Origin of the sequence: Amycolatopsis thailandensis (assembly GCF_002234405.1) — a bacterium.
GTDB lineage: Bacteria > Actinomycetota > Actinomycetes > Mycobacteriales > Pseudonocardiaceae > Amycolatopsis > Amycolatopsis thailandensis.
In genome coordinates this window covers 1-17746 of the sequence record NZ_NMQT01000023.1, presented here as the reverse complement: position 1 = coordinate 17746, position 17746 = coordinate 1, and the positions used below count along the sequence as shown (strand labels likewise).

General features: G+C 69.5%; 16 protein-coding genes. 15 read left to right on the top strand and 1 reads right to left on the bottom strand.

Annotated features, from left to right (window positions below):
* From CFP71_RS07510 to CFP71_RS07465, 11 genes are all read left to right on the top strand, one after another.
* The gene (locus tag CFP71_RS07510) at nucleotides 1-990 is read left to right on the top strand and encodes an enediyne biosynthesis protein (RefSeq protein WP_093933114.1); all 990 of its coding nucleotides are present in this window, start codon (nucleotides 1-3) and stop codon (nucleotides 988-990) included.
* The gene (locus CFP71_RS07505; protein ID WP_093933100.1) at nucleotides 987-2339 is read left to right on the top strand and encodes a cytochrome P450; all 1353 of its coding nucleotides are present in this window, start codon (nucleotides 987-989) and stop codon (nucleotides 2337-2339) included. Before CFP71_RS07510 ends, CFP71_RS07505 begins: the two co-directional genes overlap by 4 nt.
* 5 nt (nucleotides 2340-2344) lie before the next feature.
* Complete coding sequence (locus CFP71_RS07500) at nucleotides 2345-2902, top strand: DUF5987 family protein (RefSeq protein ID WP_093933099.1); 558 nt, start codon at nucleotides 2345-2347, stop codon at nucleotides 2900-2902.
* On the top strand, nucleotides 2899-4551 hold the full coding sequence (locus tag CFP71_RS07495; RefSeq protein WP_093933098.1) for a GMC family oxidoreductase N-terminal domain-containing protein: 1653 nt from the start codon (nucleotides 2899-2901) through the stop codon (nucleotides 4549-4551). Before CFP71_RS07500 ends, CFP71_RS07495 begins: the two co-directional genes overlap by 4 nt.
* A 2-nt stretch (nucleotides 4552-4553) precedes the next feature.
* Nucleotides 4554-5504, top strand: coding sequence for a carboxymuconolactone decarboxylase family protein (locus CFP71_RS07490; RefSeq protein WP_093933097.1), 951 nt, complete (start codon nucleotides 4554-4556; stop codon nucleotides 5502-5504).
* A 244-nt stretch (nucleotides 5505-5748) separates the two neighbouring features.
* A complete protein-coding gene (locus CFP71_RS07485; protein ID WP_093933096.1) occupies nucleotides 5749-11568 on the top strand; it encodes a type I polyketide synthase in 5820 nt (1939 codons plus the stop codon).
* A gap of 1 nt (nucleotide 11569) precedes the next feature.
* On the top strand, nucleotides 11570-12010 hold the full coding sequence (locus CFP71_RS07480; protein ID WP_020629606.1) for an acyl-CoA thioesterase: 441 nt from the start codon (nucleotides 11570-11572) through the stop codon (nucleotides 12008-12010).
* A gap of 1 nt (nucleotide 12011) precedes the next feature.
* A complete protein-coding gene (locus tag CFP71_RS07475) occupies nucleotides 12012-12584 on the top strand; it encodes a flavin reductase family protein (RefSeq protein WP_093933095.1) in 573 nt (190 codons plus the stop codon).
* Nucleotides 12585-12601: 17 nt separating this feature from the next.
* Nucleotides 12602-12769: a DUF6222 family protein gene (locus tag CFP71_RS44065; protein ID WP_167406031.1), complete on the top strand. Its 168-nt coding sequence runs from the start codon at nucleotides 12602-12604 to the stop codon at nucleotides 12767-12769.
* Nucleotides 12766-14469, top strand: coding sequence for an acyl-CoA carboxylase subunit beta (locus CFP71_RS07470; protein WP_093933094.1), 1704 nt, complete (start codon nucleotides 12766-12768; stop codon nucleotides 14467-14469). The genes CFP71_RS44065 and CFP71_RS07470 overlap by 4 nt, the downstream gene beginning before the upstream one ends.
* 11 nt (nucleotides 14470-14480) lie before the next feature.
* Nucleotides 14481-14675 (top strand): acyl-CoA carboxylase subunit epsilon, encoded by a 195-nt coding sequence (locus CFP71_RS07465; RefSeq protein ID WP_093933093.1) that lies wholly within the window; start codon nucleotides 14481-14483, stop codon nucleotides 14673-14675.
* A 71-nt stretch (nucleotides 14676-14746) separates the two neighbouring features.
* On the opposite strand, the gene CFP71_RS07460 is transcribed toward CFP71_RS07465, so the two are convergent.
* Nucleotides 14747-14935, bottom strand: a complete 189-nt coding sequence (locus tag CFP71_RS07460; RefSeq protein WP_093933092.1) for a hypothetical protein — start codon at nucleotides 14933-14935, stop codon at nucleotides 14747-14749.
* Nucleotides 14936-15252: 317 nt separating this feature from the next.
* On the opposite strand from CFP71_RS07460, the gene CFP71_RS45315 reads away from it, so the two are divergent.
* The 4 genes from CFP71_RS45315 to CFP71_RS07445 form a co-directional block, all read left to right on the top strand.
* Nucleotides 15253-15375 carry a hypothetical protein gene (locus CFP71_RS45315; protein ID WP_279629212.1) on the top strand — a complete coding sequence of 41 codons (123 nt, stop codon included), beginning with the start codon at nucleotides 15253-15255 and terminating at the stop codon, nucleotides 15373-15375.
* Between the two features lie 113 nt (nucleotides 15376-15488).
* A complete protein-coding gene (locus tag CFP71_RS07455; RefSeq protein WP_093933091.1) occupies nucleotides 15489-15797 on the top strand; it encodes a DUF6235 family protein in 309 nt (102 codons plus the stop codon).
* A gap of 276 nt (nucleotides 15798-16073) precedes the next feature.
* A complete protein-coding gene (locus CFP71_RS07450; RefSeq protein ID WP_093933090.1) occupies nucleotides 16074-16559 on the top strand; it encodes a DUF6423 family protein in 486 nt (161 codons plus the stop codon).
* 8 nt (nucleotides 16560-16567) lie between these two features.
* A partial coding sequence (locus CFP71_RS07445) for an FAD-dependent oxidoreductase (RefSeq protein WP_093933089.1) occupies nucleotides 16568-17746 on the top strand: 1179 nt, incomplete at its 3' end.

Sequence of the window (17746 nt, the reverse complement as noted above, 5' to 3'; positions counted from 1 at the left end):
ATGGCTGAGCAGACACTAACGGCACCGAAGAGCAACAAGACGATCACGGCCCTTCGCCGGTTCGCGATCTCGATCACCATCTTCAACATCATCGGCTACACCGTGCTCGGTTTCGAGCAGCCCTACACCTATCCGTTCATCGCGCTGGCGACGGCGTACACCACCGAGATCCTGCTGGAGATCATCGGGGCCCGCGTCCAGGGCCGTCCGGTCCGGTTCCGGGGCAACGGTTTCAAGGGACTGGTGGAGTTCCTCTTCCCGGCGCACATCACCGGTCTCGCGCTCAACATGCTGACCTACGTCAACGACCAGGTACTGGTCATGATGTTCGGCGTCGTGGTCGCCGTCGGCGCCAAGTGGGTCCTCCAGGCCCCGGTGCGGGGACGGCTCCGCCACTACATGAACCCGTCGAACTTCGGCATCACGATCATCCTGCTGGTGTTCCCCTGGGCGAGCATCGCGCCGCCGTACCACTTCACCGAGCAGGTCGACTCGTGGGTCGGCTGGCTGATCGTCGGCATCATCATGATCTCGGGCACCGTGCTCAACGCGATGCTGACCCAGCGGATGTGGCTGATCGGCGCCTGGCTGATCACCTTCGCGCTCCAGGCGATCATCCGTGGCCTGGTGTTCGACACCGCGATCCCGGGCGCGCTCGGGATGATGACCGGCGTGGCGTTCGTGCTCTACACGAACTACATGGTCACCGACCCGGGCACGACCCCGTCGAAGCCCGCGTCGCAGGTGCTGTTCGGTTCGGGAGTGGCGCTGGCGTACGGGTTCTTCATGATCGTGCACGTCGCCTACGGCCTGTTCCTGGCGACCGCGCTGGTCTGCCTCATCCGCGGGATGTTCCTGTGGGGCCTGCACTTCTCGAAGAAGGCCACCGAGAAGTGGGAGGCCGAGCAGGCGAAGTCGGCCGAGGTCACGAGCCTGCCCAAGCCGGCCGACAAGCCGGAGACCGAAGAAACCGGGGCCGTGGCGGCATGACCACCGGTGCGGAAACCACCCGGGGGGCGCGTCTCGCGCCCCCCGGGCCGCCGCGCCGGGCGACCTTCGGTCTGCTGAAGAAGCTTTTCACCGACCGGCTGGCGCTCATGTCGGATTCGGCGGAGGCGCACGGGGACGTCGTCCGGATCGCGATCGGTCCCAAGACGATGTACCTGGTGAACCACCCCGAGCTGGCGAAACACGTGCTCGCGGACAACGCGGCCAATTACCACAAGGGAATCGGCCTCCAGGAGGCGCGGCGGGCGCTCGGCGACGGGCTGCTCACCAGCGACGGCGACGTCTGGAAGAAACAGCGCCGGACCATCCAGCCGGTGTTCCAGCCCAAGCGGATCGCGCGGCAGGCCTCGATCGTCGCGAACGAGGTCGAAGGCCTCGTGAAACGCCTGCGGGACACCGAGGGGCCGGTGGAGATCCTGCACGAGATGACCGGGCTGACGCTCGGCGTGCTCGGCAAGACGTTGCTCGACGCCGACCTCGCCGGGTTCACGTCGCTGGGTCACTCGTTCGAAGCCGTGCAGGACCAGGCGATGTTCGAAGCGGTGACGCTGAGCATGGTCCCGGAGTGGGCGCCGCTGAAGAAACAGCTGCGGTTCCGCGAGTCGCGGGCCGACCTCCGGCGGATCGCCGACGAGCTCGTCGAGCAGCGGCTGGCGAATCCGGTGGAGAACGGTGAGGACGTGCTCTCGCGGCTCATCGCGACCGACGGGACCCGCGAGCAGATGCGGGACGAGCTGATCACCCTGCTGCTGGCCGGGCACGAGACGACGGCGAGCACCCTGGGCTGGGCGTTCCACCTGCTCGACGAGCATCCCGACGTCGCGGCGAAACTGCGTGCCGAGGCCGATTCGGTACTGGGCGACCAGCTGCCGACGCACGACGACCTGCACCGGCTGCCGTACACGGCACGGGTCGTCGAAGAGGTCATGCGGCTGTATCCGCCGGTGTGGCTGCTGCCGCGGGTGGCGCAGGCCGACGACGAGATCGGCGGCTACCACATCCCCGCCGGATCCGACGTCGTCGTCGTGCCCTACACGCTGCACCGGCATCCGGCGTTCTGGCCGGAGCCGGAGAAATTCGACCCGGACCGGTTCGATCCGGACCGGCCGAGCGGGCGGCCGCGGTACGCCTACATCCCGTTCGGCGCCGGGCCGCGGTTCTGCATCGGCAACAGCCTGGGCGTGATGGAGGCCGTTTTCGTGCTGACGATGGTCCTGCGGGACCTCGAACTCAGGAAGCCCCCGGGCTACGACGTGGTTCCCGAGGCGATGCTCTCGCTGCGGGTGCGCGGCGGGCTGCCGATGACCGTGCACACCAGGAACAGGAGGTAGGTTCCGTGGATTCGGACGAACAGGTCAAGGTGTCCACTTTGGAGGCCTACGCGGACACGATCGTGCCGGGGGAGAAGCGGTTCCCCGACGACCACGCGATCGCCGGCGCCTCGCCGGGACCGGGCGCCGTCGTGGCGGGCGCGCTCGAACTGCTGCACACCGAGGCGACCGGGGTGACCGTCGGGCTGCCGTATCTGGCGCAGTCCCTCAACGATCACGCGAAGGTCTACGCCAAGGAACACGACCTCACGCTGGACGAGTCGCTGCCGTCGTTCGTGGCGCTGTCCTTCGCGGACAGGACGGCGCTCGTGCGGTCGCTGACCGCGCCGGGACATCCGGAAAAGGACGGCTGGGTCAGCCTCGCCTTGTTCTGCAACATGTCCTTCGACAGCGCGGCGCACAAGCACACCGCCGAAGCCATCGCCGAAGGCCACCCCGGTCTGCTGGCGATGGGCTACACCGCGCCGGACGAGGACGGCCTGTGGCGGTTCCCGAAGTTCTCCTACCGCCGCGAGCTCGCGCAACTCCACCCTGACACCACGCCTTCCGGGAGCCCCGCATGACTGCCTACGACAAGACCGACGTCGTCATCGTCGGCAGCGGGTTCGGCGGTTCGATCCCGGCCTATCACCTGGCGGCTGGCGGCGCGAAGGTCACCGTGCTGGAACGCGGCCCGTGGCTGGAGGCGAAGGACTTCGAGCACGACTACCTGCTCGGTTCGTCCTACACCAGGGCGTTCGACTTCGTCGTCGGCGACGGCATGAGCGTGCTCGGCGGCAACTGCGTCGGCGGCGGCAGCGTGGTGTACTTCGCCGCGATGCCGCGCGCGCCGAAGTTCGTCTTCGAACGCCACGGCAGCATCGGCCGTCGCATGTGGCCTTCCGCGATCACGCGGGACTCGCTGGAGCCTTGGTACGACCGGGTCTCGGATTCGCTCCCGGTGTCCAAACAGGACTGGAACGACGTCTCGTACGCCGGTGGCCTGTGGGCGGCGTTCTGCGACCACTCCGGCCGGACCGCCAACCCGGCGCCGGTCGCGGTGGACAACGACCGGTGCGTGAACTGCAACTTCATGATGGCGGGCTGCCGGTTCGACGCGAAACGCTCGCTGCTGACCAACTACCTGCCCGCCGCGCTCGCGCACGGCGCGAAGATCCGCCCGCTGCACGAGGTCCAGCGGATCGAGCGTATCGACGACGGCGACTACCGCGTGCATTTCAACGTCGTCGACGATGTCGACTACCGGGTGCACTCGGGCAGCGGGACGATCGACGCGAAGATCGTCATCATCGCCGCCGGAGCCGGCGCGACCCCGGTGATCCTGCAGCGTTCGGAGTCGGCGCTGGGCGAGATGCCGCACGCGGTCGGCCGGTACTTCTCGGGCAACGGCGAGCGGCTCAACACCGCGATCATCGACGAGGACCGGGTCCGCGAGGTGCTCGGCCTGTCCCGTGAGGACGGCAAGGTCTACGAGGCCAACCACATCGGCAAGGGCCCGACCGTGGCGAACTGGGACAAGCTCGACGGATCGCTGCCGGAGTACGAGCGATACTCGCTGGAGCAGCTGTACTTCCCGCCCGGGCTCGGCACGATCCTCGCGCAGGTGCCCGACGGCGACGACCCTCGCTGGTTCGGGGCGCAGAAGAAGGAGATCCTCAAGAAGTGGGCCTCCTGGCTGACCATCTTCCTGATGACCGAGGACGACAACGAGGGAGTGTTCGGCACGCCGCCGCCCACCGGCAACGCCTACCGCATCTCGCAGCAGATGCTCGGCCGCGGCCCGCTGAAGTACGACCCGACGCCGAACACCCTGCACGGCTGGTCGCTGGCCGACGCGGAGTGCAAGGAGATCCTGGAGAAGGACGGCCTGGCGAAGGTGGCGCCGTGGACCAACGACGTCGTCGGCGCGTACACCGTGCACCCGCTGGCGTCGTGCCGGATCGGTGACGACCCGGAGACCTCGGCGCTGCATCCGAACCACGAACTCCGCAACCACCCCGGGATCTTCGTGACCGACAGCGCTTCCGTGCCGGGCGCGCTGACGGTGAACCCGGCGATGACGATCGCGGCGCTGGCCGAACGGTCGATCCCGGGGATCGTGCGGGCGCTGCAGGCGCGCGGTGTCGACGTCACCTACGGCGCCCCGGCGCCGGACGGTTCCATCACCGGGCGACGGGCGGTCAGCAAGCTTTCGCTCGTCGCCGGGAGCTGATCATGGCCCCCAGGGTGATGCGGTTCGCGCTGCGGCGGGTGCTGCGCGAAGTCCGGCACGTCCGGCCGGTTCCTTACGGCCGGGCGACCGGGCTCGTGCGCGACGTCTACCGTCAGCTGGAACGGGACTTCGGCATGCTCGCCCCGCCGGTGGCCCTGCATTCGCCGTCCCCGCCGGTACTCGCGGCGAGCTGGGCGATGCTGCGGGAATCACTGGTGGCGGCGGGGGAGACGAGCCGGGCGGAGCGGGAGATCGTCGCGACCCTGGTGTCCCAGCGGAACTCGTGCCCCTACTGTGTCGAGGTCCACGGGATGGCGCTGGAGTCGCTCGGGCGATCCTCGGAGGCTTCGGCGATTGCGGCGGGCCGGACCATTCCGGATCCGCTGGCCGGAGAGCTGTCGGCGGCGGCCAGGACGGAGCTGACGGCGGTCGCGTTCGCCTTCCACTACCTGAACCGGGTGGTGAGCGTGTTCCTCGGACCGTCGCCGTTGCCCTCGAACGTGCCGGATTCCGCGCGGGCGAAGGCGAAGGCGGTCTTGGGACGGTTCCTGCGGCCCGTACCGGGAGCCGAGCCCGGCGAGTCGTCGAACCTGCTGCCGGCGGGCTCGCGGGACTTCTCCTGGGCGGCCGGGAACCCGTTCGTCGAGGACGCCTTCTCGCGGGCTTCCGCGGCGTTCGATTCGCTGGCGGTTTCTTCGGCCGTGCGGGATGTCGTGACGCGGGAACTGTCCACATGGGACGGCTCCCCGCCGGGCTTGAGCCGATCCTGGGCCGCCGCGGCCGGTGATCCCGCCGTGCGCTTGGCCTTGGTGGTCGCGAAAGCGCCCTACCAGGTCGACGACGCCTTGGTCGCGGCGGCGGGGCTGGACGATCGAGAACTGGTCGAGCTGGTGGGGTGGGCGAGTTTCGCCGCCGCCGCTCACTGCGTCTCGTTGGCCCCTGCCCGCAATTAGTCCTCTGAATGCGGCGGCCACGGTCGCCATGAAAGGTCCTTTCCTTGCGAAATTCACAAGGAAAGGACCTTTCATGGCGGTTCGGCCCGCCTTCAACAACATGAGAGAAGACCGCCAGCCCGGCTCAGGGTCATGCTTGACCGGACTGCAGATGCGGACGGCGTCGTACTCCTGGAGACAGAGCCCCGGCGCCGAGACCGGATTCCGTGACTTGAGTGGTTGAGAGCTAGGGGAGTGCGGTGGCATGAGCGTTGAGCGGATTTCGATTGTCGGTATCGGTCTCCGATACCCGGACGCCGGTTCCCCGGACGAACTGTGGGAAAACGTCCTCTCCGGTCGTCGGGCGTTCCGGAGGCTTCCCGACGAGCGGATGAACCGCGAGGACTACTACTCGCCCGACCCCAAGGCGCCGGACCGTTTCTACGCCCAGAAGGCCGCGGTCCTCCGCGACTACGAGTTCGACCGGATCAAGTACAAGGTCGCGGGCAGCACGTTCCGGTCGACCGACACCACGCACTGGCTCGCCCTCGACGTCGCCGCGCAGGCTCTGGCGGACGCGGGTTTCCCCGAGGGTGAAGGGCTGCCGCGGCCCGCCACCGGCGTGGTCATCGGCAACAGCCTCACCGGAGAGTTCTCGCGCGCCAACATCATGCGGCTGCGCTGGCCGTACGTCCGCCGCACGGTCGCGGCGGCGCTCGCCGAACGCGGCTGGGCCGAGAGCGACACCGCCGAGTTCCTCCACGACCTCGAAGCGCAGTACAAGGCGCCGTTCCCCGAGATCAACGAGGACACCCTCGCGGGCGGCCTGGCGAACACGATCGCCGGCCGCGTCTGCAACTTCTTCGACTTCGGCGGCGGCGGGTTCACTGTGGACGGTGCCTGCTCGTCGTCGCTGCTTTCCGTGGTCACCGCGGCGAACGCGCTTTCCGAGGGTGACCTCGACGTCGCCATCGCGGGCGGTGTCGACTTGTCGATCGACCCGTTCGAGGTGATCGGCTTCGCCAAGACCGGCGCGCTCGCCAAGCGCGAGATGAAGGTCTACGACGCCGATTCCAACGGCTTCTGGCCCGGCGAGGGTTCCGGCATGCTCGTGCTGATGCGCGAGGAGGACGCGATCGCGCAGGGCAAGCGGATCTACGCCTCCATCGGCGGCTGGGGTGTCTCTTCCGACGGCAAGGGCGGCATCACGCGGCCCGAGGCGTCGGGGCACCGCCTCGCGCTCAAGCGGGCGTACGAAAAGGCCGGATACGGCGTCGAGACCGTCTCCTACTTCGAAGGCCACGGCACCGGGACCGCGCTGGGCGACGCCACCGAGATCGAGGCGCTCTCCACCGCCCGCCGCGACGCCGACCCGCTCGCCGACCGTGCCGCGCTGAGCACGATCAAGGGCAACATCGGCCACACCAAGGCCGCGGCCGGGGTCGCCGGGCTGATCAAGGCCACCCTCGCCGTCTACCACCAGGTCATCCCGCCCGCGACCGGTCACTACGAACCGCACGAGTCGCTGGTAGGCGACTCCGCGCGGATGTACGTCCCGGCCGAGGCCGGGCTGTGGCCCGTGGACCACCCCGTTCGCGCGGGTGTCTCCGCGATGGGCTTCGGCGGCATCAATTCGCACGTCACCGTCACCGAAGCGCCGGGAGCGGCCCGGCGCAAGGAACTCGACGAGAAGACCAGGGCGCTCGTCGCCGGACGCCAGGACAGCGAGCTGCTGCTCCTCGACGCCGACGACGCCGCGTCGCTGCGCGGCCAGGTGACCGGGTTGCTGGAGGTCGTGCCGAAGCTTTCGTTCGCGGAGCTCGCGGACCTCGCCGGGACGCTTTCCGTCGAATTGTCCGGGAAACCGGTCCGCGCGGCGATCGTCGCGACCAGCCCGGAGGACGCCGAGCGCAAGCTGGCCAAACTCCTGGACCTCCTCGGCGAGGGCGAGCCGGAAGTCTTCTCGGCCAGTGAAGGCATCTTCGCGAGCTCGCGCTCGAAGGATCCGAAGATCGGATTCCTGTTCCCCGGGCAGGGTTCCGGACAGGGCACGGTCGGCGCGGTGCGCAAACGGTTCGCCCACGCCGACGACATCTACCGCGCCGCGGGCCTGTCCACCGGCGCCGACCAGGTCGCCACCGACGTCGCGCAGCCGCGCATCGTCACCGGTTCGCTCGCGGGGCTGCGTGTCCTCAAGAGCCTCGGCATCGAGGCGGGGACGGCCGCCGGGCACAGCCTCGGTGAGCTCACCGCGCTGCACTGGGGTGGCGCGCTCACCGAACGCGAAGTCCTCAAACTGGCCAAGATCCGCGGCAAGGTGATGGCGAGTGCCAGCGGCGGAAACGGCGCCATGGCGGGGATCGCGGCCACGCCGGGAGTCACGGAGCGGCTCGCCGAGGGCGAAGAGGTCGTCATCGCCGGCTACAACGCGCCCGAGCAGACCGTCCTTTCCGGACCGTCGGAGGCGATCGACCGGGTCGTCGCCCGGGCCCGCGCGGAGGGCTTCACCGCCACCCGCATCAACGTCTCGCACGCCTTCCACTCACCCGCGGTCGTCCCGGCCGCCGAGGCGATGACCGAGGAACTCACCGCGTTCGACTTCGCCCGGCTCGACCGGCCCGTCGTGTCCACGGTGACCGGTGACGTCCTGCACGCCGCCGAGGACCTGCGCGATCTGCTGCGCGACCAGGTCGTCCTGCCGGTGCGTTTCCGTGAGGCGGCCGCGAAGGTCGCCGAGCGCAGCGACCTGGTGATCGAGGTCGGCCCCGGCCGCGTGCTCACCGGGCTGTTCGGGGAGATCGCGCCCGGCACGCCGGTGCTCGCGATCGACACCGACAGCCCGACACTGGCTTCGGTGCTGAAGGTCGCCGGTGCCGCGTTCGCGTTCGGTGTCGCGCTGGAGACCTCCGCGTTGTTCGCCGGCCGGGTCGTGCGGGCCCTGCCGGTGGACGGCGAGTTCTCCTTCCTCGCGAGCCCGTGCGAGGCCGCGCCGTCGATCGGCGCCGAACTGGCCCGCGACCGCGTCGCCGACTCCGCCGAGGCCACGGCGGGCGAAGCCTCGGAGAACGGCGGCAGCAGCACCCTCGACCTGCTGCGCAAGCTCGCCTCCGAGCGGGTCGAACTGCCGCTCGAAGCGGTCACCGCCGACACGCATCCGCTCGACGACCTGCACCTGTCGTCGATCACCGTCGGCCAGCTGGTCAACGACGTGACCCGCGCGCTCGGCCGTCCGGCACTGGAGGGCATGCCGAACTTCGCGACGGTCTGTCTCGGCGAACTCGCCGAGATGATCGACGAACTCGCGCAGACCGCCAAACCCGCGGACAGCAACCAGGCCGAGGTCGCCGGTGTCGGACCGTGGGTCCGGCCGTTCGCGGTCGAATACGTCGTCGCGCCGAAGCCGGCGCCCGACCTCACGACCGGCGTCTCCACCGCCGAATGGACGGTGTTCGCCAAGGACGGTCATCCGCTGGCGGAGCCGCTGCGCGCGGCGCTGGCGGGAGCGGGGGTCGGCGACGGTGTCCTCCTGTGCCTGAACGAGGACAGCGACGCGGACGACGTCGGACTGTTCCTCGACGCGGGCCGCGCGGTGCTGGCCGCGCCCAACGGCACGCGGTTCGTCGTGGTGCAGCACGGACTCGGCGCTTCCGGCCTGGCGAAGACGCTGCGGCTGGAGGACCCGTCGGCGCGCACCACGATCGTCGATCTCGCCGACGTCAACCCGGTCGACCCCGAGGCCGTCGGCGCCGCGGTGTCCACCGTGGTCACCGAAGTCGCGGCCACCAACGACTTCAGCGAGGTCCGCTACGACTCCGCGGGTGTCCGTTCGGTCCCGAAGCTCGCCGCGCTCGCGCCTTCGGAGGCGGAGGGGACCCCGCTGGGCACCGACGACGTCCTGCTCGTCACTGGCGGCGGCAAGGGCATCACGGCGGAGAGCGCTTTGGCGCTGGCCAAGGACTCCGGCGCGAAACTGGCGCTGCTCGGCCGGAGCGACCCGGCCGACGACGCCGAACTGTCGGAAAACCTCGGGCGCATGGCGGCGGCGGGCATCACCTACCGCTACGAGCGCGCCGACGTCACCGACGGCAGGCAGATCGCGGACGCGATCGGCCGGGTCCAGGCCGAATTCGGCCCGGTCACCGCGGTGCTGCACGGCGCGGGCCGCAACGAGCCCGCCGCGCTGTTCTCCTTGACCGAGGAGAGCTTCCGCAAGACCCTCGCGCCGAAGATCGGCGGTCTCAACGCCGTCCTCGACGCCGTCGACAAGGACAAGATCAAGCTGCTGGTCACCTTCGGCAGCATCATCGGACGGGCGGGCCTGCGCGGTGAGGCGCACTACGCCACGGCCAACGACTGGATGACCGAACTGACCGTGCGGTTCGGCCGCGAGCACCCCCAAGCCCGCGCCATCGCACTCGAATGGTCGGTCTGGTCCGGCACCGGGATGGGCGAAAAGCTCGGTGTCGTCAGCGCTTTGATGCGCGACGGCATCACCCCCATCCCGACCGAGGAGGGCATCGAGATCCTCCGCCAGGTCGTCGGCGATCCGGCCGCCCCGTCGGTACTGGTCGTCTGCGGCCGTACCGCGGGGCTGGCCACCCTGCCGGTGGAGAAGCGCGAACTGCCGCTGACCCGCTTCGTGGACCGCGCCGTGGTGCACTACCCGGGTGTCGAGCTGATCACCGAGGCCGATCTCTCCGCGGGCAGCGACCCGTATCTGGCCGATCACCTGCTCGACGGTCAGCTGCTGTTCCCGGCGGTGATCGGCATGGAGGCGATGACCCAGGTCGCCAAGGCCGCGCTGGCCGCGGAAATCCTGCCGGCGCCGGTGTTCTCCGACGTCGAGTTCCTGCGCCCGATCATCGTCTCGCCGGGCGGGTCGACCACGATCCGGCTCGCCGCGCTGGCCAGGGACGCCGAAACGGTGGACGTGGTGCTGCGCAGCGGGGAGACCGGGTTCAGCGCGGATCACTTCCGCGCCCGGCTGCGGTTCTCGCGGCCGGATCCGCTCGGGGAGACGGTCGTCCGCGACGTCGCGCTGCCGCCGGTCCCGGTCGACCCGACGACCGAGCTGTACGGCACGGTTCTCTTCCAGGGCAAGCGGTTCCAGCGCGTCACCGGCTACCGGCGGGCCAGCGCCCGGCACGCGGTCGCGGAGATCGCGACCGGCGCCGAGGTCGACTGGTTCGCGCCGTTCCTCCCGCAGGAACAGCTCCTGGCCGACCCGGGCACCCGCGACGCGATGATGCACGCGATCCAGTGCTGCGTCCCGGACGCGACCCTGCTGCCGCAGGGGATCGAGCGGCTGTACCTGGCCGAGCCCGGCGAGCAGGACCCGGAGTACGTGCTCCTCGACGCCCGTGAGCGTTCGCAGGACGGCGACAGCTACGTCTACGACCTCGACGTCCGCAACCCGGACGGGAAGCTCGTCGAACGATGGGAAGGGCTGAAGCTGCGCGCGGTGCGCAAGCGTGACGGCGAAGGACCTTGGGTCCCGTCGATGCTCGGGTCCTATTTGGAACGTTCCGTCGAACGGCTGCTCGGCTCGTCCCGCGCGATCGTCGTCGAACCGGACCCGGTGGGCGGCTCCGTGGAGACCACACCGGAACGCCGGGCGCAGACGGCACTGGCCGCTGGTCGCGCCGTCGACACCCCGCTCGAGATCCGCTACCGCCCGGACGGGAAACCGGAAGCCGACGGCGTCGAGGTGAGCGCGTCGCACAGCGCCGACCTCACCCTGGCGATCACGGGCACCGGCCGGATCGCGTGCGACGTCGAGACGGCGATCGAACGGACGCCGGAGGACTGGGCGGGCTTGCTCGGCGAGGATCTCCTTTCGGTGGGCGAACTGCTCGCCGCGGACGCCCGCGAGCCGCTCTCGGTCGCGCACACCAGGGTCTGGAGCGCGCTGGAATGCGTGCGCAAGACCGGAGACATGACACAGGCGCTCACCGTGCACCGGGTCGACCCGGACGGCTGGGCGGTGCTTTCCCACGGCAGTGCCCGCATCGCCACCTGGGTGACGACCGTCAACGACCGGACCGATCCCGTCGTCTTCGCGGTGCTCCAGGGAGAGGAGAACTGACATGGCCGACTACTACGAGATCCTTCACACGGTCGGGTTCGAGGAGACCAACCTGGTCGGCAACGTCTACTACGTGAACTACGTGCGCTGGCAGGGCCGGTGCCGCGAGATGTTCCTGAAGGAGAAGGCGCCCGCGGTGCTCGAAGAGGTCCGCCACGACCTCAAGCTCTTCACGCTCAAGGTCGACTGCGAGTTCTACGCGGAGATCACCGCGTTCGACGAGCTGTCCATCCGGCTGCGGCTGGAGGAGCTGACCCAGACCCAGATCCAGTTCACCTTCGACTACGTCCACCTCACCGACGAGGGCGAGCGGCTGGTCGCCCGCGGGCGGCAGCGGATCGCGTGCATGCGCGGTCCGAACACGGCGACGGTGCCCAGCCGGGTGCCCGAACAGCTGCGTGAGGCGCTGGCCCCGTACACGGTCGATCGCAAGGGAGAGTGACGTGGGCACTGAGGACGAGCCCAAGCGGCCGGTGCTGAAACGCCTGCCGACACCCGCGACGCGGCGCCGGTTGTCCGCGCAGGCCGGGTTGCGGGAGGTGATGGGCCAGTTCGCCACCGGGGTCACGGTGCTGACCGCCGGGGGCGAACGGGCCCACGGGATGACCGCCAACGCCGTCACCTCCGTGTCGCTGGAACCGCCGATGGTGCTGTGCTGCGTTTCCCGTGCGGCCAGAATGCACGAAGCGATCGTGACGGCCGGCTCGTACGCGGTAACGGTCCTGGCTTCGGACCAGAAGGATCTGGCGAAGTACTTCGCGGACTGGCGCCGTCCGGCCGGGTTCGCGCAGTTCGACTCGGTCGACTGGACGGCGGGGCCGCAGACCGGCGCTCCGCTGCTCGACGGCGCGCTGGCCTGGCTGGAATGCGAGCTGGCGGAGGTCTACGAGGGCGGTGACCACTCGATCTTCCTCGGAAAGGTGGTCGCCTCCAGCCGCGGCACGGCGCAGGACTCGCTGGTCTTCTACAGCGGCGGCTACCACCAGATCGACGGCCGGGTACGGGCATCGGCCTAACAGGGAGAGGAACTGTCATGACCATCAACGAATCCGCCACGCCCGCCCCGGCTCTCTCGCCGGAGCGGCCGCCGGTGGTCACCACGATGCCTCGGCTCGGGCGGGGGGTGTGCTGGCGCGACATCGTGCGCGAGATCGAACTCGACGAGCTCGAGCGTGAGGCCCGGATGAAGGAGGCGGCGTGACCCTCCAGGGCGATCCGGGCGCTCAGCGCACGGAGGACTCCGAGGTGGTGCCGCTGCCGGAAGACCGGCTGCGGCGCCCCCGGCCCCCGAGGACGACCGACGGGCAGGTGATCCCGCTCGCCCGTGGCGCCGAACCGGTGCACCCGCCGGAGCCGACGATGCCGTTGCTGCGCACGCAGCGCGACGAACTGCGCGATCACATCGTCGACGGACGGCTCGACGGGGTCCGGCGGCAGCACTCGCTCGGCAAGCACACCGCGCGCGAACGGCTGGAGCTGTTGCTGGACCCCGATTCCTTCACCGAGGTCGAGCTGTACCGGCGGCATCAGGCGAGCGGGCTCGGGCTGGCGGAGAACCGGCCGTACACCGACGGCGTCATCGCCGGATCGGGAACCATCGACGGACGGCGCGTGTTCGTCTACGCGCAGGACTTCACCGTCTTCGGCGGTTCGCTCGGCGAGGCGCACGCGGCGAAGATCCACAAGGTGATGGATCTGGCCATCGCCACCGGCTCGCCGCTGATCGGGCTCAACGACAGCGGGGGAGCGCGGATCCAGGAAGGCGTCATGGCGCTCAACGGCTACGGCGGCATCTTCCGCCGTCAGGTCGAGGCGTCCGGCGTCATCCCGCAGATCAGCGTGGTGCTGGGGCCGTGCGCGGGCGGGGCGGCGTATTCGCCCGCGCTCGCGGACTTCGTCTTCATGGTGCGCGACACCGCCCGGATGTACCTGACCGGGCCGGACGTCGTCGAGACCGTGACCGGGGAACGCGTCACCCACGACGAACTGGGCGGCGCGGACGTGCACGGCGCGTCGTCCGGCGTGGCGACCGTGGTGCACGACGACGAGGAGAGCTGCCTCGCCGACGTCCGCTACCTGGTGTCGCTGCTGCCGTCGAACTACCTGGAGCCCGCGCCGCGCGAGCCGTCGCAGGACGCGGGCAAGGACCGGCGCCCCCGGTTCGCGGAACTCGTCCCCGTGGAGCCGAACAAGCCCTACGACATGCGGGACGTGTTCACGGAGCTCGCCGACGACGGCGAGTTCTTCGAGCTGCACGAACGCTGGGCGCGGAACGTGCTGTGCGCGCTCGCGCGGGTCGACGGGCGCGTGGTCGGCCTGGTCGGCAACCAGCCGGTGGTGTTCGCCGGCGTGCTCGACGGTCCCGCCTCGCAGAAGGCGGCGCGGTTCGTGCGGTTCTGCGACGCGTTCAGCATCCCGCTGGTGACCCTGGTGGACGTCCCCGGCTTCCTGCCCGGCGTCGAGCAGGAGCACTCCGGGATCATCCGGCACGGCGCGCAGCTGCTGCACGCCTACTGCGAGGCGACCGTGCCGCGGATCCAGGTCATCCTGCGCAAGGCCTACGGCGGCGCGTACATCGTGATGGACTCGCGCTCCATCGGGACCGACCTGTCGCTGGCGTGGCCGACCAACCAGATCGCCGTGATGGGCGCCGAGGGCGCGGTCAACGTGTTGTTCCGCAAGGATCTCGCGGCCGCCTCGGATCCGGACGCGTTGCGCGCGCACCTGGTCGCCGAGTACACCGAGGAGTTCATGAATCCGCAGTACTCGGCCGAACGCGGGCTCGTCGACGACATCATCGACCCGGCGGACACCCGCTCGGCCGTCGCCAGGGCGCTGGACATGCTGCAGGACAAGCGAAAGGCGGCACCCCAGCGCAAGCACGGCAACCACCCGATCTGAACGGGGGAACCATGTCACCGTCCGGAATGGACAGTGCGCCGGTCTTCCGGGTCCTGCGGGGGGACCCGGAAGACGCCGAACTGGCGGCGGTCGTCGCCGTCTTCACCGCGCTCGCTTCGGCCGCGCCCCCGCCGCCCGCCGCGCCCGCGCGTTCCGCTTGGTCGCCCCTCGCTTCGGCGACCTGGCGCACCTCGACCCTGCGCTGATTCGGACGACACGCGTGATCAGACGGACGACACACGAGTCGTCCGTCCAATCACACGTGTCGTCCGTCTGATCACGCGGTGGTGGTCGTCAGCCGGCGCGTCGCCTCGGCTTCCCGCCGCGGCGGGTACGTGCTGTGGTGCGTATGCACGGCGACGTAAAGGACTTCGCCGTCGATCACAGTCTCCAGTCCGGTTCGCTCCCTGGGCGCGAACGGGCCGCCGCAGGCCGCGCAGGTCCGCTGGCGGTCCGCGGCGCTCACGGCCGGTCCCGTTGCTCGGGGACGGCCGGGTCGGGCCAGGACAGGCCGAGCAGGTCGACGTCGAGCTCGTCGTCGGCGTAGATCTCGTACGGGTCGAGGCGTTCGGTCATGATGGGCTCCTAGTGTTCCGGGGTACCACAAGGGCACTACCGGGACCCCCTCACCGGCGACTTGTTATTTGCTCATCGGGATCTTCAGCCTTCTTCGAGCGGACCACGATCGGCTTCCGATCGGAGGGGGTCATCCTTGGTTGTCAAGTGAGCTCTTCATCCAAGGCCGGGAGGAACGTCATGACGGCACAGGTGCGAATTTGGGTCGTGACCGATGATTTCGACCCGTCCGGGGTCGCCGACGCCGACGTGGCGGCGTTCGTCCCCGAGCCGAGGCAGACGGGCGAAAACGAGTTGTCGGCCGAACACATCGTCCTCGGTTACAACTGACGGACATGAAGCGCCACCAGCGAGGACAGCAAGGACAAAGAAGACCACCGGGTATCCCGCGCGGGAGAATGAAGATCACCCGCGACCCGGCGAGACCTCTAGGAGGCCTTCGGATGGCTATGCGCCTCCAGCTCACGTCGGGATTACAGGTGCTGGAAGAATGGGCGATCAACGCCCCGCAGGCCGACCGCAATGTTATCTACGAGGCGCTGTTCGCGGTAGCCGACGGATCCGCTTTTCTGATCTACGACATTTTCGGAGATGGCCGGGATCCGCATCAGTTCATCATTCTGGTGAAACACGACCTCGTCATCAGAATAGGGCTCAAGCGCGCCGATTCCTCGTTCGAGATCGTCTACATCGGCGCGCTGGAGCACGGGACGCCCGCCGCGGCGTGGGCCGAGGACTCCGACGGTTCGTGAGCCGCCGCAGGACTGGACAGGGCCGAAAGAACCAGACCTCGTACCGCTGAACGGCCCAGTGTCGGGAGTTGTACCGGCGGCCTTTCGCAGTAATGGATCATGCGTTCCTCATCTTGACATCGTCCGCTTCGGCGTGAAATTCTTCGGGTGTTTGCGGATGGGGAAATAACGCCGGGTCGAAATTGCGTTTCTCGAGGTCTGGAGGCATGAAAGATGTCGTCACCTGAATTTCCGGGATTGGATGTTTCCACACGGGTACGCGCGCGTGACATTCAGATGGCCGGAGTCGCCGACGTCCGCCGCCGGGTGCTGATGATCTCCGGGGCGATCGACACCACCGACCACGACATCTCGGTCAGCGTCAACCTGCCGGAACCGGGACGCTGGCAGGTGATCAAGTCCGAGACCAACCTGACCGACAAGACCTGGGTCGCGATGCAGGTCGTCACCGACGAGGATTCGACCTTCGTCGACGACGCCGACACCCTGGTGCTGTCCCGTCAGTTCTCCAAGTCCTTCATGACGCCGGACCAGCGCCGTCTCACCTTCTACGACGGTGAAGTCCGGCCCGGCGAGGCCGTGCTGAAGGTGTACTCGCTGGACGCGGGCGGGCGGAAGCCGACCTACTCGTACTCCCGCTACAGCCCCATCGCGACCGACACCGCCGAGCAGTCCCAGCAGACCCTGGACGAACTGATCAGCAACGGGATGAAGCAGCGCCCCGTGATCGAGCTGATCGTCCCGGTGACCGTGATCGGCTGAGCACGCCGGTGATCACCTTCGTCCCGGAGCCTCACCTGCTCGACTCCCCGCGCGGGCGGGAATGGCCGGTGCTCCCGGCCACCCGCGCCGCGGCCAGTCCCGCGCCGCCGCCCGGCGCCGACGTCGTCATCGTCGGCGCGGGTCCGGCCGGGCTCGCGGTCGCGTCCGCGTTATGGCACCACGGTGTCCGCGACATCGTCGTCGTCGACCGCGACGGCCGTCCCTGCGGCCGGTTCTTCGACCGCGTCGATCTGCTCGGCCAGCGCGTGCTGCGGTCGCCGTACGAACACCACCCCGGTGTCGAGGGCTACCGCGACTGCGAACTCCTGGACTTCGCCAGGCTGCACTGGTCGGTGCTGACCCCGGTGGAGCGGCGGGAGATCCGGATGGCGCAGGCCGGGCACCGTTCGGTCGTCCCCGTCGACGTCTTCGAGGCCTACTGCCGTCATCTGGCCGCGAGCCATCACGTCACCGAGCGGACCTGGCGCGGTTCGGTCCGTGAGGTGCTGCCGACCTCGGACGCGGTCACCGTGCGCGCCGACCGGTTCTCCGTCACCGCGCGCCACGCGGTGCTGTGCCTCGGCGAGGAACGCCGGTCCGCGCCGGACACCTGGTGGGGCGGCGGTTTCCCGCCGCGCGGCGTGAGTTACTGGGACGAACCCGTTCCTCCCGGCGGAAGACGGCTCGCCGTCGTCGGCGCGGGCCTCACCGCCGCGCATCTGATCTCCGGTGGGCTCGCGCAAGGCCGCGAAGTGCACTGGGTGGTCCGCGAAGCCGGCGAACGCTACCAGTGCGCCGACGTCAACTCGTCGTTCTTCCGCCCGGAGGGCCGCGCCCGCTTCGACGGCGTGAGCTGGTCCGACCGGCTGGAACTGATGGGCCGCTTCCGCCGCGCGTCGATCATGTTCGAGTTCCGGCCGATGCTCGAAGCGGCCGAAGCCGAAGGGCGGCTGGTCGTGCATCGCGGCAAGGCGATCACGAAGGTGACCCCGGGTGTCGCCCTCCACCTCGAAGACGGTTCGCGGGTTTCCGTGGACCACGCCGTCCTGGCGCTCGGGACCACGCCGTCGATCGGTGACGGCCTGATGCCCGACGACGCCGTCCTCGACCGCGGCGGCTGGCCGCAGCTGGACGAGCGCACCTTCGCCTACGTCGGCGCGCCCCGGGTCTTCGCCGTCGGCGCGGCC